14 protein-coding genes are annotated in these 22,699 nt (G+C 39.6%); 4 read left to right on the forward strand and 10 right to left on the reverse strand.

Annotated elements, in window-relative coordinates:
- Nucleotides 1-84: 84 nt before the first annotated feature.
- The 10 genes from QP794_RS24405 to QP794_RS24450 all read right to left on the reverse strand — a co-directional run bounded on the left by QP794_RS24405 (nucleotide 85) and on the right by QP794_RS24450 (nucleotide 15,145).
- The gene (locus QP794_RS24405; protein WP_285079338.1) at nucleotides 85-3,846 is read right to left on the reverse strand and encodes a hypothetical protein; all 3,762 of its coding nucleotides are present in this window, start codon (nucleotides 3,844-3,846) and stop codon (nucleotides 85-87) included.
- A 212-nt stretch (nucleotides 3,847-4,058) separates the two neighbouring features.
- Entirely contained in the window at nucleotides 4,059-4,487 is a 429-nt protein-coding gene (locus QP794_RS24410; RefSeq protein WP_285079340.1) for a hypothetical protein, read from the reverse strand.
- Entirely contained in the window at nucleotides 4,487-6,253 is a 1,767-nt protein-coding gene (locus QP794_RS24415; protein WP_285079341.1) for a glucosaminidase domain-containing protein, read from the reverse strand. Before QP794_RS24415 ends, QP794_RS24410 begins: the two co-directional genes overlap by 1 nt.
- A gap of 17 nt (nucleotides 6,254-6,270) precedes the next feature.
- Nucleotides 6,271-8,970, reverse strand: coding sequence for a CD3337/EF1877 family mobilome membrane protein (locus tag QP794_RS24420; protein ID WP_285079342.1), 2,700 nt, complete (start codon nucleotides 8,968-8,970; stop codon nucleotides 6,271-6,273).
- Nucleotides 8,942-11,584 carry an ATP-binding protein gene (locus QP794_RS24425; protein WP_285079343.1) on the reverse strand — a complete coding sequence of 881 codons (2,643 nt, stop codon included), beginning with the start codon at nucleotides 11,582-11,584 and terminating at the stop codon, nucleotides 8,942-8,944. Before QP794_RS24425 ends, QP794_RS24420 begins: the two co-directional genes overlap by 29 nt.
- Nucleotides 11,585-11,601: 17 nt before the next feature.
- On the reverse strand, nucleotides 11,602-12,021 hold the full coding sequence (locus QP794_RS24430; RefSeq protein ID WP_285079344.1) for a TcpE family conjugal transfer membrane protein: 420 nt from the start codon (nucleotides 12,019-12,021) through the stop codon (nucleotides 11,602-11,604).
- Between the two features lie 3 nt (nucleotides 12,022-12,024).
- Nucleotides 12,025-12,336, reverse strand: coding sequence for a hypothetical protein (locus QP794_RS24435; RefSeq protein WP_285079346.1), 312 nt, complete (start codon nucleotides 12,334-12,336; stop codon nucleotides 12,025-12,027).
- 21 nt (nucleotides 12,337-12,357) lie between these two features.
- A complete protein-coding gene (locus tag QP794_RS24440; protein ID WP_285079347.1) occupies nucleotides 12,358-13,488 on the reverse strand; it encodes a conjugal transfer protein in 1,131 nt (376 codons plus the stop codon).
- A 17-nt stretch (nucleotides 13,489-13,505) separates the two neighbouring features.
- A complete protein-coding gene (locus tag QP794_RS24445) occupies nucleotides 13,506-13,910 on the reverse strand; it encodes a hypothetical protein (RefSeq protein WP_285079348.1) in 405 nt (134 codons plus the stop codon).
- 146 nt (nucleotides 13,911-14,056) lie between these two features.
- Nucleotides 14,057-15,145, reverse strand: coding sequence for a replication-relaxation family protein (locus tag QP794_RS24450; RefSeq protein WP_285079349.1), 1,089 nt, complete (start codon nucleotides 15,143-15,145; stop codon nucleotides 14,057-14,059).
- 409 nt (nucleotides 15,146-15,554) lie between these two features.
- Between QP794_RS24450 and QP794_RS24455 the strand changes: the two genes are divergently transcribed.
- From QP794_RS24455 to QP794_RS24470, 4 genes are all read left to right on the forward strand, one after another.
- Entirely contained in the window at nucleotides 15,555-16,883 is a 1,329-nt protein-coding gene (locus QP794_RS24455) for a ParM/StbA family protein (RefSeq protein ID WP_285079350.1), read from the forward strand.
- Nucleotides 16,884-16,923: 40 nt separating this feature from the next.
- Entirely contained in the window at nucleotides 16,924-17,544 is a 621-nt protein-coding gene (locus QP794_RS24460; protein ID WP_285079351.1) for a hypothetical protein, read from the forward strand.
- Between the two features lie 1,520 nt (nucleotides 17,545-19,064).
- Nucleotides 19,065-20,054, forward strand: coding sequence for a hypothetical protein (locus QP794_RS24465; RefSeq protein ID WP_285079352.1), 990 nt, complete (start codon nucleotides 19,065-19,067; stop codon nucleotides 20,052-20,054).
- A 114-nt stretch (nucleotides 20,055-20,168) separates the two neighbouring features.
- Nucleotides 20,169-22,688 carry a type IV secretory system conjugative DNA transfer family protein gene (locus QP794_RS24470; protein ID WP_285079353.1) on the forward strand — a complete coding sequence of 840 codons (2,520 nt, stop codon included), beginning with the start codon at nucleotides 20,169-20,171 and terminating at the stop codon, nucleotides 22,686-22,688.
- Nucleotides 22,689-22,699 lie beyond the last annotated feature (11 nt).

Here is a 22,699-nt window from a genome sequence, read left to right on the forward strand (position 1 = left end):
AATATACCAGTCGTTTGATCTCTTGCGAGTCTTTATTCCTGTGGAAATAAAAAGGCCCAAGTTAACCTCGGGCCTAATAATTCATTAGTTATCTAAATCTTCTCTTAATTCGGCACTCATATCTTCCTGTTGAGCCTCTCTGTTGTATGTTTCAGCGATAGAACGGAGTAGTGCAGTTGTCCGTGGCCAACGTGAACCAGAAATTTTTGCGTACTCATTGTATTTATCGGCAAGTTTCTTTTCCTGTAACCCTCCCTCATTTACCTGTTTAGTAACAACTCCCCTACTGTTATACAATTCTCTAGTAAACGCTAATTCAAGATCTTTATTGCTAAATTGTTCAATTACATCCCGAACAGCTTCGTGAGGCCATCCTCCATCCTCTCCCACAATAGATGCACTTAAGATTTCACCAATATACCTAGCCCCATACTTACCTCTTCCGGATTCAAAAGTCGCTTGAAGAGAGTTGCTTGCCCAATCAAATAACTCTTGTTTATTAACAGAATTATCTTCCTTTAATCCTGGTAAAGTACGCCATGATTTTAAGAGGTCTTCACCTTGTGATGCACGCTGAAGCTCTCCGGCGGTAGGTTCTTTTAACTCCTCATTTTCTGAGTTATAAACCAGCGATATTACTTCTGAGAAAAAATTTGAGTTACGGGATAGTTCGCGATGAAGAAGCTTAGGAGTATGGCCATATTGATCTAGAACAGGTAAGTATGCCCACTCCAATGATGCTAATTCTCCCTCGTCAATATCTTCACAACTCTCAAGTTTACTAAACAACTCAGAAATATGGTAAGAGAACGAATTGGATGGTAAATTGTCGTTTGGAGATAGAGAGAGAAGTTTTGTCAAGGCCTCGGTTATTTGATTAGGTTTGGCATATTCTTTTTGAAGAGCTAGTAATTCAATTGCCAAAAATAGCAATTCATATTGTATATACTTAGTAACGGCTGTTTCTAAGTCTTTCTCATTTATAGAATATGGAGAGACTAGCGACCAGTATTTTTTTTCAACCTCGTCACCTAGTTTGCCGAGCAAACTCCAAGTACTCTCATTAGCAGGTAGGAACATTAGAATCTCTGCTTTTTTATTCGCTTCCCAATTGTTGTGAATTTCCAATTTTTTTAGAGCCCAACTACTTCCAAGACACTTGATACTACCTAGCATATATCCACGAGCAAATTGAGCCAGTTTGTTATCAGCAGAGTCCAAGTATTCTAAAAGAAGATTATCCTCTTCCTCTTCAATCAGGCGGAGTTCCCCAAGTGTTGAACCAAACTGATAGGGTTGCTCTACATTATTTAAGAGGTGAATAATTTCCTTAATTCCACCTCTTTCATAAATACTAGTCAATGCAGATGTTCTTGCTTCATGAAGCTTTTGCAAACGTTCTTCCCATTCCCTCTCACGCCCCTCTGGCAATTCAGGTGAATTGCTAAAGAGCCAACTAAAACGAGAGGAGGTTTCGACTGGTTCGAATTTATTAAAAGTTTCCTCTATACGGTCTACAAAATTTGCAGGAAGAGCCCAGTCTGCATCTGGAAATGAACGATGTTTTGATATTATTTTTCTGAGTGAGTTCCATATAAGCCCTTTATCTTCTGAACCGATGCCAGTATCACCTAGTCTATTAAGTTCGTCTAATACAAGTTCAAAGTCCTCTAAAGGTAACATTGGTAAAGATTGAATGATTTCATTCCAACGTTCACCGGACTCCCCTACTTCTGCTAATAAAATCTTTACAATCTCATGTGTCATTCTGTCATACTCTGCTATTAAGACATCTCTCCTTTGATCTGGAGCCCAGTCCCTCCATTTTGGTTTGGTCGTGCTGCGTCCAACTCCATGAAACTCTGGTAGTAACCTGCATAATAATTCCCAGCCAACGGTCGGCTCTCTTTGTATAATCATCTCTAAGATTTGTATACGCTGGTCGATAGAAGCAGAAGTTTTGGGATTCCAAGTCAAAAATATCTCACGAAGGCTATTATTAGGCCGATTGGATAATTTTCCACCAGGATCTATTCTACTTAGCCTAGCTAATAAAAAAGCGACCCTACCAAGGTGTTCTGGATTCCATGCGAGTGTCTCCAGTGCCCAAAGTAACCCAGTATGTGGAGAAGAACCAAACCGAGAGTCCTTTTGATCATTGAATAGTTTTAAAATTGAATCCTCATTAAGTACTTCATTTTCCAGTGCTTCAAGAAACTGAGCCGGTGCTGCTTCTGCTAGAAGTGGGAGAACAGAAGATAATGTAGACCATGCTCGCCAATTCCCCTTCAAATTACTAAATAATTCATAAATAATATTGGAGGCAGTAACTCTCAACGAGATAATACCATTATGAAAAGTATCTTCCCTTGACCCCATAAATGCTAGTGTATCTGCTATATTGCGTATAAAAAGTCCTGAGTAGTTGGCGTTATAACCAAGGATCCCTGCCATCCATTGCTCCTCAACAGGCAGTTCAAACGCAGGGTCACTTGTGCTAAGAACCTTAATAGCCACGGTTCTAAATTTATCAATATCAGCTGGTGTAATAGAACGAATCAAAAGTGACCATGCATCCTCCTTTGAAATTACGTACCATGCGTGACCTATACGACGTATAGGAGGATCGGACTCGTTTGCCCATCTTACTAGCACTTCATTAAGCTCATCATATGGACATTGTGCTAACTCATTAAGGCTCTCTTTATCACCATCTTTTGTTTCGTTCCAAGCACCTGCTAATAAAAGTGGAACCAAAGATCGCGCTTCACCTGGCCGGGCCCATAAAGGCTGCCTGATCTCTGGACTAAGCGCCGTGCGTCGACGGAATGTAGTAAGTCCTCTTCGAGCTAAAAGTCCAAGTTCACGTGATTGGTGCTCATCTAATCCCTTGTCGATAAGAATGGATGTCACTCTATCACGTGAAAGACGAGGGATCTGTATAGTGTCTGACGTTGTACTATCTGATCGTCCCAAAGGTATCATGATGTGATGGCCGTTCCTAATTGCACGACTTAAACCTTCGGAATCAAATGCAGGAATAAGTATTAGTTGATTTTGTGAAGATGATAGATAGGTCCACGCCTCTGGAGTGTTTACAACTATTGCCTTTGTTAGATTAAAATCCTTTTCAACTTTGGGAAGTAGACTAATGGAGGCAGCAAATACAGCTATAGCTTCATCACGTGTATCTGCTTGTATTCTAAGTGGGGCATGTGCATTTTTTAGCCAATGTACTATTTCTGTTTTTATATGCTCACGTCCAGCTAAAACCATCTCTGGTGAGATGTTAGGTTGAGTTTCCTCTGACCAATCTGTCCAATAACTATTCAAATCTGTACAATTCTGGGGGTGCTTACCCAAAAGTATAGATAACCAAACATGAACAGTAGGGTTTTGTCTTAACCATGTTTCGAGATCATCAGCATCATAGACTAGTATGTCCTTCCAAATTCCTTCTTTCTTCCTCTCGACAGTCCATATTTCTTTATCCCTCCATCGCCTTGGTGTGATAAAAATATAGGTTGTTTGTGCGGGAATCATATATAAAGGATTCTGACTTCGTTTCTCATAATCGTCATCCGCTTTTCCTTTGACGGATCTGTTTACACCCATTTCCCACACCGTTGTACCTTTTGGGACAAAACTATCACTTTCCTCCGCAATAGTAACGCCATCCCAACCTCCTAGGCTTACTCCTTCCCCTGCAGCAAAACTAATCTTTTCAATATGGTCACTACTTGAGAGTATTAAACTCCGAATAAGCTGAGGGAGTACAGATTGCGAGTCGCGTCTATCTGCCCATTGGACTAAATCAGTTGCATCAACCAGTAATCTAGAATTCAAAAGTGATCTCTCCTTCTTTAAAGTTCTAATTTAAGACAAGTATACTAAATAAGACTTCAATAAACACCTAATTAAAACCATTAATGTTGCATAATAATTACTAGAATTAACTTGTAAAATCTCTTTTCAGCTTCGAATCATAAATGAATTATAATTCATTTATCTGATGCCGTTGAAACAAAAAAGCCCCTTTTTAGGGGCTCTTCCGATTATCATAAATGAAGTCCGAAGTAATCATGTAGTGAAGGATACAAAGGGGCATCTGAAATTTTATCATTTTGTAGTATTAAATATAGTTCAATAAGTGCATTTTGCTCACCGTGAAGGGTCTTGTATTGGAGTATGCGAAGTAGCAATTGATGCAAGGGTTCATCCGTATCGGTAACCGGTACATCTACATCTTCATTCATGGAGAGACGATTGGCTTGAAAGAAAACATCTTCATACCGATAAATAAGCGTACGAAGAATTTCAGACTCATCCGATTCTGTGAGTTGTTCGGGGGACAGTAGCAATTGAAACAGCTCTATATCTGTCATGGGATGGCCGGCCATTTCTAACCAGGCACGGACTCCGTTGAATGTAATCTCAAAGTTCATCATGAAGAAATTAAAGTTTAAATCGACCGTTTGTGATCTCATCAGTATTTCCCCTTTATATACTGGACATTAGTTACGAGTAAAGCATCCTTATCGGATGAATTAACAGTGACGCTTATAGCCTCCGGAATGTCTTTCATATAGATTCTAGGAGGATTTAAATCCCCATATCCCAAGTTTACCACACGATTATAATTTTCCAAATTGACAATCGTATTTCCGTTGTCCGGGTCTCTAAAAGGACTGTCTGAATTCCCTAGCGTTGCAGGAGTTCCGTAGTATTGTCTTAACCCAAATGTGATCGTAATCGAGTCTACTAAACCCGAGCTTGGCCCACTCCCGAATGGATTACTTGCATACGGTTCCCCGGTGACTGGATCAACACCTCGGTTCATATCTAAAGCGATTAGATTCTGGCCGATCATGATCGATTTCAATTTGTTGGCATATTGACTATCAGTAGCATATCCTGCACGTTGCAGTTCATTTGCGAAGTCAAAAGGATTCTCCATCTGTAACGCCCTTTTGTATCGGCTATTTTTCAGAAGGAAATTCGAATGATCGGCAAATGACTCTGCAGGACTACTGTATGCTCTAAATTTAGCTTGAATCTGCACGCTTACACCGCCAATTTCCTCATGGGTTGTAGCCATACAGGTAGCCCCTTTCCAGCTACTATTCGCTTTTATGCCAAACATATTATTGCATATAGCTCTCTTCCCGTATCCCGATTCCAAAGCTGCTTGAGCAAGTGTAATACTGGCTGGCACACCACTACGCCGTTCCTCTTCCTGGGCAGCAGCCGCGTAAGAAATGAAGAAGGGGTTGGTCATACCTCCAATTTCAGGTGGTAATTGAACAGGAGGAGATTCTTCCGGTTCAATGGTACTTCCATCAGGTGCAAGAATCTCGAGAACGTTGGTGCCTCCCGATACAAGTTCACGAATGTATGTCGTTGCCTGATCGCTAAACCCTGGAGCTGCACTGGTCATATACACATTACTGATGTACATCATTTTGTTAGAAACAAAATCCGAACCTTCTGTGTTCTCGTTTGTCCACTTGATTTTTTTTGCTATATCAAATGCTTCTATACTTGCCGTCTCCGTTACCTTGGACATTAACATCACATAAGGTTTAGGATCAATCGCCTCTTCCCCTTGCGGCATCATTTCAAAATGAAGGTGAGGGCCGGTGGATCTTCCTGTGTTACCCGATAAACCAATAATGTCGCCTGCTCGAACATGTTGTCCTGTGGTGACAAGTGCATTACTAAGGTGAAGGTATCGGCTGCTCATCCCAATTTCAGGGTTGGTGCTTTCCACGGTCACGTAAATGCCAGCATTCTGTGTGGAATCCGGGTCAGTGGTCCGGGGGTAACTAACCTTAGTCACGATTCCATCGAAGGAGTTGGTGACGGGAGTTCCTACCGGGATACCGATATCAATTCCTTGATGGAATGACTCAACAACTCCGGTTACGGGGTGTGTGCGCTTCCCAAAATCACTGGTAATCGATTGCTCGAAATTTCGTACGTATATGGTTGGAGGAAGAATACCCTCGAAAATCTGGGTTTCCTCAGCAACCTCTTGTGCGGATGAAACAGCTGCAGCTAGGGTATAAAAGATTAAAAAGAATGCGAGAACACCGAGAATAATCCCCCAAAACACGGGGGATTTAAGCAAGGTTTTACCAATGATCTCCTTCGCTTTCTTATTGACTTTGTTTTTGACCTGCTGCTTAATGTGCTCTTTGAGCATTTCGCCTGCGCCAGGCGAAGGAGTAGTATCAGGTGTCAGGATAATCACTTCCCTTAAACATCAAATTAGCTCTCGTCTCCGGATGGTTTAGCTTTCAGTGATTGTGTACGTGCTGAGCGAGCTTTTCGTTGGATCTGTTGTGAAACATTCTCTACTGTCGAGTTAACGGGTGCAGTTCTCGCCCTTTGCATTGTTTTCAAATGTTTAAGTTCGCCTTGGAGCCCGTCCGTAACTTCTGTAGAGATCTTCCCTTTAAGTTTAACGGCTACGCGCTGGTTGGTTTCAGCGTCGACGTTGATTTTTACATCCTCTGGCCGCATGCCTGCTTTGAGCCTACCTACAGAGTCATCCATTTTTGCTTTCAATTCCTGGTTATTGAAATTGAGTGATTTTGGGGCAAAATGTGTCTCTACTGAATGTTTTACATTCAGTAATACGGCGGCCTTCTGCTCCATCGTCTGTGCTGTCGCCTGAATCTGGCTATTCGGCATTGGTGGTAAAGACTTCAGAATGGTCTTCGGATTGGCTGGAGCAGCCACACGGACTTGTGGTCCAGGAGCAACAATGCCTTCTTGAGGCACGTTAACTTTCCGGAATGCTTCATTAGCTTGCAGTAATTGCATTTTGTAAGTTTTGAATTCTTCCATTCCTTCGAATTTGGAAGCAATAGAAACTCTCCCAGACCGGAGTAGCATCGTATCGTTGATCTTTTGATTCGTGCTTAAACCAGATTCTTTGAATCTAGCATTCATTTCTTTCACAAAGTCGGTATGTTGGACCGGTTGGTCCGTCATATTAGAGGTATCTACCGCTTGCTTGTATTCTACTTTGTACCGATCAAACAGTTGGATCATACAAAAATCGTCGACGGCCGTTTGCAATTTGCGGTTTCGATTTAACGATTTGACCCTTTGCATCTGATCCACGGCACGTTGCGGACGTTGAACCATAAATGTGGATGCCTTACGAATGGCATTCTCATTGCCATATACCGTGGCTGCCACCTCTTGATCATTCATATCTTCGCGAACACCTTGGGACAAGATGGCTTGTTTGACATCCCCACCATCGTCCTTAATCTCCTTCAGCCGCGTTTTTTCATCTTTCCATTCCTTGTCCATCCCGCGGAACGGGTTAGTTGTTCCATTCCTAAGGTTTTCATTGACTTTGTTCACGAATGGCGTGTATTGAACCGGTTCACCATTTTCTACAGCAACGTCTTCTGCAGCTTGTTTTTCACGCTGGTAACGCAGCATCATACTGGCAGATGTTGCATCATTGAGGTTGTTGTCGGCCCGGGTAATAGAACTTGGGTTAAAGGATCGGGGTACCCCCTCATGTTCCCTACGATTAAACATTCCTGTTACTTTGTTTGTTGCACCGTTATAGATAGAACGGGTAATGTTCCGTTGCACGCTATCCAGTACAGTCGATTTTTGTTTTGGCATCTGAGGAATAACACCAGCTGCTCTACTAAACACACCATTAATTTCAGATCGGTATTTAAATACCATAAAGATGGCGATGGCTTCCATAAACATGCCGGCAAACCAGCCTTTATTGCTTTTCACAGCAACAATTTCGTATACCAAATGGCCAAATACCAATGAGAAGTGTAAGAAGATCATTGTCATAGCCGTCATAATGAGGGTACCAATCAATTTAATGAACTGAGTTCGAAGAACGGATACACCTGCCTCTCTACCAGGAAGCAACGAGGCTAGTAGAGTGATAGACATTATGGCGGCATGAATAAGTGTCTTAAGGCGCATAAATACGGTGGATATGGCCCAAAACGAGAAAAGACCTAATATAACGATTGAAAAGAGCAAGTTAAACAGAACAATAATGGCTTGCGAGGCCGAACGTTCCTGTTCCACTTTGGGATACTTGGTTACAGCTTCTTTTAGCGCTTCCTCACGTTCATCTGAAAATGCTGCAGTCGTGAGCACTTTATCCAGGAGTTGAGGGTCTTTCTCTCCGATTTTGCTGTCATCGAACTGAAGCATTGTGTATGGACGTAATACGAGCTCTTCCCATACCTGCTCGGAAATGATGGTAACCCCATCTTGAGCATTCGTTTTTAATCCGGTGGTTTTTGCAAGAGAAACATAAATGGAATCTCCTATGGAAGTAACTAGGCTATTCGAGAATTTTAGAAACGTCGCTGCTTGAGAAAAGAATGCGATGGATACTAATAGCGCTAAGACAAAGCTGACGGCTTGGGAAAAACCATCGATAATACGTCCACGAGCCATAAGATAAAGAATGTACCCTACTGTGATCATGACGAGCATGCCACCCATGGTGTCCCAGAAGCTCCCGGAAGTAATCATGCCATTCTTTATACCGGTAATGTTCTGAATCATTTCCCCGATCGCATCAATTAGCTCGTCCATAAAGCTAAAGGTGAAAGCTTCTCGGATAACGTAGTTCGTAAATTTGGCAATCATTACATTGGCCAAGAAAACCATGGACAACATGGCATCAAAAGCACGGACTATCCCATCCTGTGCTTTCGCACCGACTTGCCAAAAATGACGGTCCTTTGCAACGGTTTGGAAAGAGTAGTGTGATACACCATACTTGTTATAATTGGCTTCTGATTGACTATCTTGGGGAATCATTTCATCCAACGAATCTGCCATTACAACGTTACTGTTTAGCAAGCTGGTGAACAGGATGATTAAAGCCATCCCCAAGGAGAGCCATTTCGGGTGATGAAGCCACGTAAAGCTACGCTTTAACTTTTTGTTCCTCCTCAATGACTGCTTCCTCCTCACCGTACTCTTCATCATAATAATTTTGGAAACGCTGCAGCACATTGGCGTTTTCTTCCTGAGCTTGCTCTTCCTCTTTGGCATGAGGACGGGTATCGAAGCAATCAAACAAGTGCTGGAATACGACATCAATGTGGACTAGACCAATACGCCCGTAAAGGTCCTGCATCAAACACTGGCCATTTTCTAGATTTCGTATCATATCAATGTTCTGCTGAGTAGCTTCTAAGCCGAAATAGGCAAGAGTGTTTTTAATTTTGTCGCTGTCTTGGTCACGAAATGCAAACTTGACACCGATATTCCCTGCCAGATCTCCAGCAACATCCGTGGCATTTTGAGTAATGAACACGGCACCACCATTGAGGCTTCGGCCGGTACGGACAATAGTATCCGCCAATGCTTTACCCGCTTCGGTTCCCAGCAAGGCCCACGCTTCATCCATTAAGACAAATTTGAAGATGGAGGTATCATGATATATGAACTTGTGGGTGAATCGGGCAATCGCAAACATCAATGCCACACTCATTTTTTCAGCCAAGGAGTAGTTCTCTTGGGCTTTTTCAGGAGAGGGCAATTTGAGGTTTTGAATTTGAATAATGTTGATGGAGTAATCCATTTTGATCGTAGATTCTCCCCCGGTCCCAAACAACAATTTCGCAAATGAAAGGGTCTCGAAGCTTTCTAATATCTCAGCCAGAATCATAGCCTGGGGTTTAGTAGCACCCATTCCGTAAAGGACGGATATGGTTTTTGCGAGATAGGGATCGGGCTCTTTGGCCACAATATTCACAGCTTGGGAGATATAGCTATACTCCACAGAGTTCGTTTTCGTAGAAGACAGGTATGCCAAAATTTCGACAGCTGCCTCTTTAGCCGTTTCAATATCGTCAAGCATGACGAATGGATCAAGTTTACCCATGTCTTCTTTTTCTGTAGATAGGGTGGCAACTTGGATTTGACCGGCAAGCTCCGGTAGATCGTCAGGCCAGTTGGATCTCTCCCCTTTCGGGTCAAAAATGAGCGTTTTGCCCCCCAGAATCGCATTCTGATATCCAAGTAGGTTTGCAGTAACAGACTTACCGCCCCCTAATGTACCTGTAACGGTCATACTAGGACTTCGGTTTTCTTGACTGGCGTTAGCCGGGTCCAAATATACGGGATGTTCCAATGAACCGGTTGTACCAATGTATAGTCCTTTACCATCACCAAGTTCCTGTGTAGCTCCCACCATGCCTGCAGCTAAGAATTCTGGGGGGATCCGATGTATATAGTCGGTGACATATTTAGGGGAACCCGGTATGAAGTCGTTAAACAACAGCCATTGATCGCCGCTGGGTAGTTCAACCTGTATATTTCCGAAATCACGGTAGTGGTCCGTCAATATGGAGACGTTACTCTTTAACAATTCAAGGTCAGTATGATAGAGCCCATAGGTAACTTGGGTGATGAAGGTAGGATTCTTACGTTTCTTGTATTCATCTTCCAGATACATGGCATTTTCTTGTTTTTCTTGAAGATCTACTGGAACTGTAGCTCGTGCTTCATGGATGTTTTTCACCTGGTTGTCTATGTCCATTCGCTTACGGCTCAATTTCTTAAGCGCGTCTCTTGCTTCCAGAATGTCTACCTTGATACTCATAGATACTGGGAATGGGAGGGTTGCTGCACTATAGAGCCATTCGCTCCCCGGCATATCCATGTTTTCCGGTAAATCTGACAGTGAAAGGTACGCATGGTGAATGGATTTATCGATACCCTCATGAAGTTGTGTCATCGTTATACGCCGCGGATGACTGGTATCGATGTCAGCCTCGGTGAGGGTAAGAACTTGTCGCGAGTCATATAAGAAAGATCGTTTTCCCTGCTTCATACCTTTCGTCTTTTTTGGAGACCAAGGATCCTTTTCGGTTGAACGCATTGGAGGTTCGGCAATTCCCCACCAGAAATTCCGACGGATCAGCCATTCTGTTGTTGCTTCTGTACCTCGCTTAATCTTTAATCGACGAGATAGTCGTTCGAAAATCTGTCGTTCCTTGGATTGATAACTTAAGTATTCATGTTCAAAAATTTCAGGATCGTTTAAACCTGCAAAATTCTCAATAGCTCTCTTTGGATTTAGGACGAACTTTTTAAGTTCAATGGCGAGTGTACCCAGTTCTTCGGCCAAATCTTTACTATCGCTGCTAGGAAGATAGACAACTAGGTATGCTTTGTAGTCGGCGTTGTTTGCTCCATCAACGGCATTGTAATTTCCAATAAGATAATCTTCCATCATATCAATGATTCCAAGCGCTCTGCTTTTTAGTGGACCGGATACCCTTTTATTTCTGAGGTTTTCATGATGTTCATGAATATCATGGGTCTTGGGTAGCCAAAGGATATGGAATCGGTCTGTGAGCATGTTTAGTGAAGCTGTTTGTGTTAAGAGTCGATCTAGTTTTTGCTGGTCACTGAGATGATCGTAGATATAGGAGTTCAGTTCGTAGATAGCCCAGACTTCTTTGTTATGATTAAAAATGAGGTTTCCTTCGAAGTAGGCGATCGGGAACTCAACATTGATTTTGTTTGTTTTTTTCTGCACTCTTCCAAGCGTGGACAATGGGTCGTCCTCCTTATTTAAGAAGAGAGCGTAGTTTCGCTCTCTCTTCTATTGCGACGGTATGTGATTCTGGTTTTGTAAACATACCGGTGATTGTGCTCAACTTTACGGTACCTATGTAAATGTTTCGGGCGCATCCAATAGAGAATCATGCCCAATAGCCATTTATGTGGGGCCTTACCGTCGAGCTTTTGTTTAGCGATAATCCAAGCGGATACGCCAGGTAGGAAGGCATAGGTATAAACACCGGGAATAAAAAATAATATTTTTCCCAATACAGCCCAAAAGATTAGACATGCAAAAAAGATTCCCACAATACGAAGATTAGCTGGTAGCGGCAGTTTCTTTCCCTCAATGGCATAGATCACCCAATCTAGTGTCCAAATTTTTGAATAGTTAGATACGGTGATCCTAGGATTTTCTTTTTTATTACTCATATCTCAACCAAAGATGGTGGACCAGAGAGATTTGGCAAAACCTTTCATTGCTTCCCAATCAGAAATCACCGCAACTAACAGCACCAAGCCAAAGAAACTCAAAGCTTTCATCCAGTCACGAGTAACTAGGAATATGACAGCCCCAATAATAATGACACCAGGTATTAGAGCACCGATATTTCGAACGATCCAAGAGTTAGCCTCGACACCAGGATCTTTGGCAGCAAATGCAGGTAAAGCAATCAATATTCCAGTAAAGACCATAAGAGAAACCCGAATCAGCAAGGATTTGTTTATAAACTTGTTTAAACGCATAAAGTAAATTACTCCTCTCAGTTATTCTGTTGAAGTAGTGGATGAATCATTTTCTTCCGATGTAGAGATCTCTTCACTAGATTTCTCATCATTTGTTTGTTGTTGAGGATTAATGTCTATCACTTCGGTAGATTCTAATGATTCTTGTTTAGGCTCCCCAATGGACAATACATAAAGCCGATCCCCTTTATTCAAGACATTAAGAATCCAACGGTTTGTAAAAACTTCTCCAATGTCGTTTTGAACCAAAACGGATGTCTCCATACGAATATGCTCAGGACTGACGTCACTACTTGGCATATTATAAAGGGAAACATTTTCGATTTTGTTCAATGTAAAGTCACTTTGACTCAAGCTCGCAGGCGCGTTAGCACTGTCTTCGTAGAAATACTTAAGCTGATTAACATTTCCAGCAAAGTAAGCTTGAAGTACGTTAGTTGCTAATTCGGTTGATTGATTAATGAGGTCAACATTCGTATTCAATTCCCCTGGTGTTATGGAGTCAGACGCACCTTTTAGTTGATTTCCAATGAAACGCGGGTGAGACTGGATTACATATCCTGAGGGGGACACAGTTACAGGTACAACCATGTAGGTTTTTTTGATTACACTACCTTTTTTATCTTTGGGGGACTGAGCTTCTTGCAATGAATCCATATCCACTTCACGTCTAACGTTTAGTGTAACTTCATACTGTGTGTCACTAATCTGTGCTGTGTCATAGATCTCGACGGAAAGAACATTGGATGAACCTTTAATATCATAGCCTTTCAAGCCAGCATCCTGATCGATCCCACTAATAAAACGCTGAAGACGTTCTGCTCGATCATTAACGTTGTTAACTGTCCATGTAAAATATTCGGTTGCAAAGTCACTTGCAAAGCCTTTGAGACTGTCCTCAACAATTGTTTGGTTTGTTCCTATATTTGTGACCTCTTGAATTATTTGAGTTCCCTTAGCATAGGACACTGCACCTTTTATGATGAGGAATAATAAGAACGTCCAGAATAGGTAACGAACGAATCGCTTACCTGCAATTCTTTTTGGCGACTTAGGTTTCAAACCTTTTTCAAACTTACGCTGTTTTTTTATGCTTTCTTCATTTCCTTGTTCTCCATCTAGTTTTGATGGTTTTTTTGACAGGAATCCCAAAGGAACACCCCACTCTACTAACGTTTATTTTTCTTTCTGCTACCCTCTCCACCAACTATTGAAAAAATAAGGACCGAAACGCCTAGAAGAATCAATGCATACTTGGTATCGAACTCCATAAACCAGGTTCCTGTGTTTTTCACTTTTTCCCAAAAACCAGGTGCTCTATCTACAACGATACTGGTAGCTTGGTCTATGAGGTTTTCAACCTTCTCATGTGACTCATCTCGATCATTGACTTCATCTGCAGTTACTGGGGAAGGCTTATTCTCCGGTACCGATTGATCGGTCGGTTCTAAAGTATGTTGAGAAACCACATCTTCCTCAATGTTCTGACTTGGCGTTCGGATAAACAAAAAAAGAGCAGTTAGTAAAATGAGTAGACTGATGCTTATCAGAACGATTTTGGTGTTTTTTTTCACTGTAAGTACACCTCCTCTCATAGGGAGAAATTCAAATAATATACTAACATAATAGCTAACTAATTAGTATAGTAATATATAAATTATGTTTTTGGATAAAAAAAGCACACATTAATGTTGGGATTCATCAATGTGTGCCTATTCCATTAGGTTATCTTTAAAATAATGTCCTCGATCGCTTTACCCGTGAGCACTTTGTTATTAACTCGAAAAATCTCTGCCGCAGCCTTCTCGATATTTTCTAATCGCGTCTTATAGATTGCATCGGGAATAATAAAAGCAATTATTCCTTTCTGGATGATTTCATTTGATGTAAGTCTAAACACGTTACGGTATCTTTCAAGTTTCTTTTCTATGGAAACTTGCTCTGTATGAAAAGGTGACCTTTGGATAGGTTCAGTTGAGCGATCCAACTCCACAAAGAATACTTGTTGTCCTATTCGAAGTATTGCATCAGGCCGTACAGAAATAGTTTCGTCATCACTATATACTGTCATTGAGGGATACCAATCCCATTCATAGTACTGGCGTAGTTCTTGATTCGTGCTTAACAAATTATATCTCAAATCTAAGTATACTTTACCAAGTTCCCAAAAGTGTTCTTTCTTTGCTCGTTCCATGTCTAAATCATTTTTGGATAATCGATTTTCTTCAAGTATTCCTCTGTTTACTTCCACCACTTTAAGACCTCTACTACTTAGGTAGTACCAAGTAATCCCTGACCTCGTATGTGTTCTTTTTTTTGCTGGTAAACTCGATGCGTTCGGATCGAATGAGGTGTATTCAATTAAGCCACGATCTTTTAATCTCTTTACGGTTCTCCGGAGTCGCTCTAATGCTCGAATGCGGTTTTTTTCTTCTAACTCTCTCTTCTTCTCAGGAGTTGCATCTTCGTATTCTGGATAATGATACGCTGGGGTATCGATAAAGTAATAATCCATTAGGGCTGCCTGAGGCATGCACCTACACATATATAAGTCTGCGAGCATGTCCCAATCTTTGTCGGTAAGTAAATCAATGACTTCACCCAATGAAAACTCGGCAGCCGTTTTTCTTTTCTTTTTTGGTTCCATTATGCTCTCCTTTCCTAAGCCATGATTGGCATGGGTTGATTGGAGAGTATTATACGGTGTTAGTCGCGTTTTGTTCAAGAGAGCAACTCTTTGATATTCAATTGTTAGCTGCATTTTCAAATGATTTTTATCACTAAATGAAAATGTAGATGAATTGGACATGATTATAGATTACTAATTTATCGATTAATTGGTTGCTCAGGATGTTACTAAATTGAATTCTAAAAGGGTTACTAAATGTGTTTTATCTGGTTATATACAAATTCATTCGGATAAATTCGGATAAACAGGGTATTATGCGGATATATCCGAATATCCTTATTTATTCGATAGGTGGATACACGGATATATCCGAATTTATTCGCATTAAACCGGTTTAATGCGAATAATCGGGGGATGAAATGATTTTATAATCGATTTGCATTTAATTATAAATGAAATATAAAATAAATATAAATCATTAAAAATATAATCACTATTCTATTAAATTAGTGGTTGACTGTAATTATGAAAAAAGATAGACTCTTTTTGTGGCATGTTATGGAAACGTACAAATTTAGGAGGTAAACAAATGACTTTAAAATTACATATGAATATTGGGAATGACATTGGTAACAGTGAGATAGATATGTACATCAATGGTCAATTGATCAGACAACCGAATGTTTATTCCCTGATTGGTCAAATGCCTTGGAAAGATGACGATGTTGAGGTTCAGAAAAATCTGAAAAATATTTATGATAATCTGGTGGTTTCTATCATTTCGTCTGCTGTACCAACAGGAATGTACACAGTGGGGACGCATGCTCTTAAAACTAAAGGCGAAAATGTAACAAATTTATATGTTAAAGGAAATGAGTCAAAGTCTGATCAACTTGTTCCTTACATAAATACGTTGGCTTTAGTTGCAGCCAGAGCTGTTCAAGAGGCACACCTTGTTGGGGAAAGCCTGGATGAAATTAAAGTAGTTGCCGATATGGGTACTGCCCTGCCGGTTAAACAATGTTCGCCTGAAAACGTGGCTACGTATCGGAAAAAGTTTATGGGGGAAACTCATACGGTTACCGTGCATTTGGGACTCACAAAGAAAGTTAACGTATCAATTGATTTTGACTATGTCCATGTGCTTCAGGAAGGTACTCCAGTGACTTTTGCTTTACAAATGGATAGTGAGGGTAACTGGAGAACGAATTCTTATGAACCAAGTTCTGAGGAGAACAATGATTTTTATTCGGAATTTGCTGAGTTATATGATTTAGAGGATGTTGATGGAAGTTACTTCGACGGAAAAAATATCTTGCATGTGGATATGGGAGATGGTACTACCGATACGCCTTTCACTCGTGGAGATGCGGTTGATAATGATTTTTGCGATGGTGTAAACAATGGGATTGGACATGCACTTAGGGATGCCATTCCAGACTTAGTAACTTTAGCACCGCACGCATTCAACTCTGTTACTAGACAACAATACAGTGAGATTCTGAAAAGTCAGTATACTCCTAGGAAGCACAAGTTTTTGAACGAAGCTATCCAGGCATTCAATCCACACTGTGAGAACCAAACGACTCAAATTGTTCATCATGTAAATGACCAAGTTTTTAAAATTGGACCAAACGAAATTGATGTTGTGGTTGTTTACGGTGGTGGTAGTATCCTTACAAAATCAATTATCTTTGATAAATTAAAAGAGATGTGCGATAAGACTCGTATACAGTTGTTTTATGTTCCAGCTAAATATGCGGTGACTCTTAATGCTGAAGGATTAGACTATTTTGTTCGTAGCGAAATCTACGCACATTTGAAAAAAAATTACATGTCTTCTGCAGAATATACAGCCGTTACAGGGAAAAATAATGCGGCTCAGAAGAAGAAAACGAGTGCAACACCAACCGCATAAGAATAATCACTAGACTTGTTTCTTGAAAGGAGGATTGGAAATGGCTAGAGCAAAGTCTCCAGAACGCGGAAAGCCGGCTGTGATGAAACTCCGTGATGACGAGGAAGAAGCAATCATTGAGTGGATCTCAGCTCAATCCAACTACTCTGATTCACTTCGTTATCTGATACAAAAAGAAATTGCAATGAACGGCATTCAAAATCTTCAACTTCAGATACCTACAGTTCGCAGTATTGAAACACTAAGAAGTTCAATGAAAATTCCAGCAGTAAACATGCAGACTGAGAATGTTAATCCCAACATTTCTGTGAATCGTTCATTATCTTTGTCTCATCAGGATGTTGTGAGTTCTGAACATGTGACAGCTGCTCCTCCAGAACATCAAACAATACCTGCCTCTATCCAGAATGATAACGTGGAAAATGGTGTTTTGGATAATAGTGTAGAGCTTGAAAGAGAAGTGTTTATCTCACAGGTAGTTGACTCTGAGCCAGAGATGAAAGATGTTACAGTTGTTGAATCTGTAATTACTCCTTCAACATTGATTTTAGATAATCCTGAGTCTGAGAATAAATCGTCAGCATCGTTAAGGACGGGAACAACAACCAAACGGCCAGCTAAGAAGAGTTTTGATTCATCAGTTATAAGCAGTTATCAGTAATACATTCTTTATTATGGAGTTCACTTGATATTTATCAGGTGAACTTTTTTTATTCAGGCCAGTGTACTATTAATGCTATTACTCTTCTGAACACTTATATTTTAACTAAAAAAAATTTTTTGGCGGCTTGCATTTAATGTTCTGGTTTGGTCCATCAATCATTCCCCTTTATCAATCTCTCCCTTTGAAGATCCTATATCGAAACACTAATGGGACATACCATTTCATGCTGCACAAATATTTATAGTGACAATTCCGAAGACTATAATCCCAAAGGTTTGATTGATTCGTTTTCGGATGTGTGGTCGATTGATTCTGTTCTTATATCTATAAGACGGACTCACTCTATGTTAAGGAAACAATAAGATACTTATTTCTTGTATGATTCCGCTTTATTACTCAACTTGGACAGGAAAGTTAACCACAAATTTTCTTTGACCTGACTTATCTTTGGTTCAGGATCATCTTTATCTCTTCTTTCCATAAACATTCATTCAATCAAAGTCGATCTCTTCAAGGTACTTGGTAGATTACAATATTAATTCGTTGATGTACTCTTTTTTTTCGTTTGCTTTGTTCTTCTAACTTTCTGCCATGTATTTAGAGTCATTAGTTTTCATTCTGTTCAGGAACACGCACAAAAAAAATAGACTCTCCCTTACTCCATCTATTTCTTCAATTTAACTCGGATCTGCCCCATCTTCAGCATTCATTATGACCAGGACGTCAACGTGATCTTAAATGTTAGAGCTAAGGACTGCACGAAATAAGTTTGAATGCCTCACCTACCGTATAAACTTTATGGTACTGGGCTTATGGGAACTGAATGTTGCCTGATTGTATGCAATTCCGTTCGGGTAAGGAGGGATTTCTAAAGAATCTTCGACTGTTTGAGGTAGTTCAGTCAGGGTTGTACACAAGATAGATTTTCCCTAGTCTACATCGATTTAAAAGATATTTTTTGTTTAAAACAACGTGAGCGAATTCTTGCTGATTACTGAAACGACACAAATCTGTTCATTGCATCTTCCCTTTGAAGCAACGGTCGATTGGCAAACATTTAACATAAGCGATGATGGTTTCTTCTAATAGGTACATCAATGAAATATACGCCTCCATAACATGAGTTTTATAAACGTTATACATAAATTAAAAATAAATAATAAATGAAAAATAAATAAAGATTAATAATAGTTGAATATAATTATAATTCAATTTAATTTCGAGTGTGTTGTGATGTGTATATATCCGGATAAATCAACTTATTCACTCTTATCCACTTGATTTGCTATCCGTATATATCCGTATAAATCCAGATAAATCCGGATATATACGGATATATACGGATAGAAGTAATATTTATTAGGTTATCTCTCTTTATACGGTTCTGAATATATACGTATAAAGACGTATATATTCGGCTATAATCGAATAAGAAAATTGGTGTATAAAGCTGTATAAGCTGTTCTTATTCAGTTATAATAGAGTTATATACTGAGGATGAAGCGGGTGTTGAAAGAATGAGTGATTATATATCGAGAGAAGAGATTGAAGAAGCTAAGCAAGAGGAAATGAGAGATCTTTTAATGGATGCCTTTTCTGGACATTCTGTTATTTTTGAGATTTACAGTAGAAGAGGTTGGCTAGAACGCTTATTTACACCAAAGATTCTTCTTATGGATACTGATGCACTATATACTACCCAACAAGTAGCTGATATCTGCGAGACACAAGCTTACGTAATAAAGAATAAAAGACGAGAATTATTAGATTATCTAAACCCAACAGTTTTAGGGGATGGGAGTACAAAAATCTATAAACATAATTATATCTCTGTTTTTAAAATGAAAATGATTCTTGGGTTAACTGGAGAGGGTTCTGAGTATACTATTCCACAACTGAAGGAGATTATTTCGGGTGGAGTTACTAGAAGTAATCCATCAAATGGAGCTAATGAAAGCTCAAATGAGTTGTTACTCAAAGTATTGCAAAAACTCGAGAATTTCGAAAAGTTTGAAAGATTAATCGAATCGGATGAGTTCTTCCAGGATATCGAAAAGCGGGTAAAGCAGACTTCACAGCAATTGCTTCTAGAAGATTCAAAAATCGAAGCTGAAGCAAAACAAAGTGCAATTGATCTATATGAAAAAATATTATCAAGCAGTACCACTATTTCAGATAAAGAGTTATTTCTGGTTGAACTGAGTTCCTTAGAATCGAAGTATCCGCAGCACGCATACACAATCAAATTATATAAAACATCCGCAGAAGATAAGATTTTGCGTTTTAAACAAGATGAAAAAGAATTAAAAGTTTTGAACTTAAAACATAAAGTGAATGAACTTTTTGAAGAGTATGACAGGACAAAAAATGAAGCGGAACGGGATACCGTAAGGGACAAAATTAAGAACTTAGCAAATGAAAATCCCGACCTTAGTTTTGAAATTAGGTTGTGGCTTTCGTCTGCCGGCCAGAAGAAGAAAGGCTTTTTCAAAAGGTTATTCTCATAAATGTCTGAAGCAAGCCCCAAATAGGAGGCTTGCTTTTTTAAATGAATTGATGTTCATGACATTAGCTAATATATATAGTAATATACTAATTAATAAAGGAGGGTTAATTAGTATATGAAGTACATAGGCATGGTTCTTGGTGGAATTATATCAGTGATAGGTCATATCTTTGCGTTTATTTTTAAGAACGTTTATATTTCTGTTCGTAGATATGCTATGGACCCGGCAAACAAAAATTCGCTATGGAATACTCAAGCAATTATCATCTTATGCATTCTATTGTTATGTTTTTTTTGGTTAGTAGGGAGGTACCAAGATATTTGGTACGGCACAAGTGAACCTATATTCTTAAGAGCCATTCCTCTTTTGCTGGCAGCTTTTATGGGACATATAATTTATTCATCACCAATATTTTTCAAGAATCTGTATTCAAAGCCGATCATCCAGACCTTTCTGAATACACTAAGTTCCTTGGCTTTTGGACAAATTGTTTTATGGTTCGAATTAACGGCCTGGACTGTATTTATAGTTGCGTGCATGGTTATAGCTACAGTGGTCTTCACTTTAATACATGTCTTAAAAGGAAATACAAACAACACAATCTTTTCTAAACTACATGCTGCTGTTGAAAAAGCTAAAGTTGAGAGAATTAATCCGAAACCGATAAAGACAATGCCGGGAAAAACAGATCCCACTAAACTAGATTGTGATGTGTCCGGACATGATAATGAAAGTGATGAATCTTTAACTACATTAAATGAACCTAAAGAAGTTGACTTAGGAGATATATTTGATATTACAGACAGCATTGATATTTCAAAAAAAGGATCACTTGCACACCTTCGGTATAATTCAGAGGAATGTAAGATTGTACTCTTTCATACCCAACCAACGAAAAATCGCCAAAGTCAGTTAGTTACAATATCGAGAAGTGATAGAGCACAGCATGGGCAAACATTAGGTGGTACCGGAGCTGGTAAAACTCTCTTTGCGACGAATAAAGTGACTCAGGATCTTCTAAATGACTATATAGGAAGCACTATAATCGAACCTAAAGGGTCCTTTATACGGCGCTTAGCTAATTTCTTAGACCGCGTAGGTAGGCCCTATCATCGGTTAGATCCGGAATATGAGCATACAGCATGTCTTAATCCAATGTATAGCCCTGAGGGTCAAGATTTCGATGATATGATTGAGGCGAATGTGGCAGCCTTTCATAGTTATCTTGGACCGGACACTGAAAGATACTTTAAAAGCAGGTCAACACAACTACTTCGGGTTAGTATTAAGGCATTAAAGCTTGCTTACGGTAACGAGTGCGGATTAAATGAGTTAGATAGGCTGATTCAACCTTTAAATGATGATTATAGAGCAGAAGTGTTATCACGTCTCAAAGGTTATGACAGTCAGATCACATTGTTAAAACAGTATACTCGAAGTATGGCTGGTAGCCCCCGAATGCAAGAACATGCCATGCAAACTTATTCAAACCTTCATGATTACTTATCCGAATTAACATCTAATAAGCATGTTCAACGAATTTTTTGCGGTCCATCAACATTTAATATTGATGATGTATTAGCGAATGGAGAAATAGTTTTGGTCAATGGGGCCTATGGAAAGCTTTCGACATTAACATATACTGTTGGAAGGTTGTTTATCAATCTATTTCGAGCAAGTATATTTAGACGTTCATTAATTGGAACACCTAGAGCACATCAGCTAACAGTTGATGAACTTGAGATGTTTGCTGATGAAGAATTTAGCACATTTATGGAGATGGCCCGAGAATTTGAAGTCTTTGTAGATGTTATTCATCAAGGTAATGAACAATTAACAGATGAAAGTAAACGTTTAGCTGCAATGGTAAAACAAAATGCTGTTCAAAAATATATCATGGCTGGATTAGAGAATGAGGATGTTAAGTACATTGCTGAAATGATTGGTGAAGATTATGTTATTGGCCAGAGTAGCGGAACAGATGAAATGGCAACAAGTGGTTTTAAAACACAAATTAAAGAGGAAAAAAGGTACATTGTTGAACCAAAAACAATTGCTTCTTTAAAGGGTTATAATGTGGAAACCGGGGCGCCTGCGGAAGTACTTTACAGAGGCGTTCATAACAATGAGAGATTAGACCCAGTAATAGGACTAGTATATCCACTTCCAAGAGAACTCTTTGCTCCCGTGGATGAAGGACTAACAGAAACTGTTGATGTTGACGATGAAACTGAAATTAAATTTAATAATAAAAACATACTGGAGCAGGAAAATCAAATAGAAGCGAGTGAGAAATCTCTAAGAGTGGAGAGAATGAAAGAAAAAGCATTGCAACAGCGAAGTTTGGTGGAGGTTCATGAAGAGTCACCTAAAGAGAAGATAGATTCTTACGAACATGAAGAAGCTCAAGTTCGTATAATAAGAAGTTCTATTTGGGATGATGCTGAGGACATTAATCACATAGAACAGGAGCAGCTCATGAAAAATCAAGAGCCGGCACCATTTAATGAGATTAAAAGTCCCATAAAATTTGTGCCGGCATCAATAGATCCAACTGCCCTTAAATTGGCAGAAAGAATTAAACAAGCTAGTATGGAAAAACGTAATGCAAAAGGGGATAGTGAGCCTATATAGGGCTTGCTATC

This window comes from Paenibacillus sp. UMB7766-LJ446, from assembly GCF_030226665.1.
Classification (GTDB): Bacteria; Bacillota; Bacilli; order Paenibacillales; family Paenibacillaceae; genus Paenibacillus; species Paenibacillus vandeheii.

Excerpts from the sequence above, each read along its gene's own strand:
- QP794_RS24410 (WP_285079340.1), bottom strand. The coding sequence starts at position 4,487 with ATGAGATCACAAACGGTCGATTTAAACTTTAATTTCTTCATGATGAAC.
- QP794_RS24430 (WP_285079344.1), bottom strand. The coding sequence starts at position 12,021 with ATGAGTAATAAAAAAGAAAATCCTAGGATCACCGTATCTAACTATTCA.
- QP794_RS24435 (WP_285079346.1), bottom strand. The coding sequence starts at position 12,336 with ATGCGTTTAAACAAGTTTATAAACAAATCCTTGCTGATTCGGGTTTCT.
- QP794_RS24450 (WP_285079349.1), bottom strand. The coding sequence starts at position 15,145 with ATGTCCAATTCATCTACATTTTCATTTAGTGATAAAAATCATTTGAAA.
- QP794_RS24455 (WP_285079350.1), top strand. The coding sequence starts at position 15,555 with ATGACTTTAAAATTACATATGAATATTGGGAATGACATTGGTAACAGT.
- QP794_RS24460 (WP_285079351.1), top strand. The coding sequence starts at position 16,924 with ATGGCTAGAGCAAAGTCTCCAGAACGCGGAAAGCCGGCTGTGATGAAA.
- QP794_RS24465 (WP_285079352.1), top strand. The coding sequence starts at position 19,065 with ATGAGTGATTATATATCGAGAGAAGAGATTGAAGAAGCTAAGCAAGAG.
- QP794_RS24470 (WP_285079353.1), top strand. The coding sequence starts at position 20,169 with ATGAAGTACATAGGCATGGTTCTTGGTGGAATTATATCAGTGATAGGT.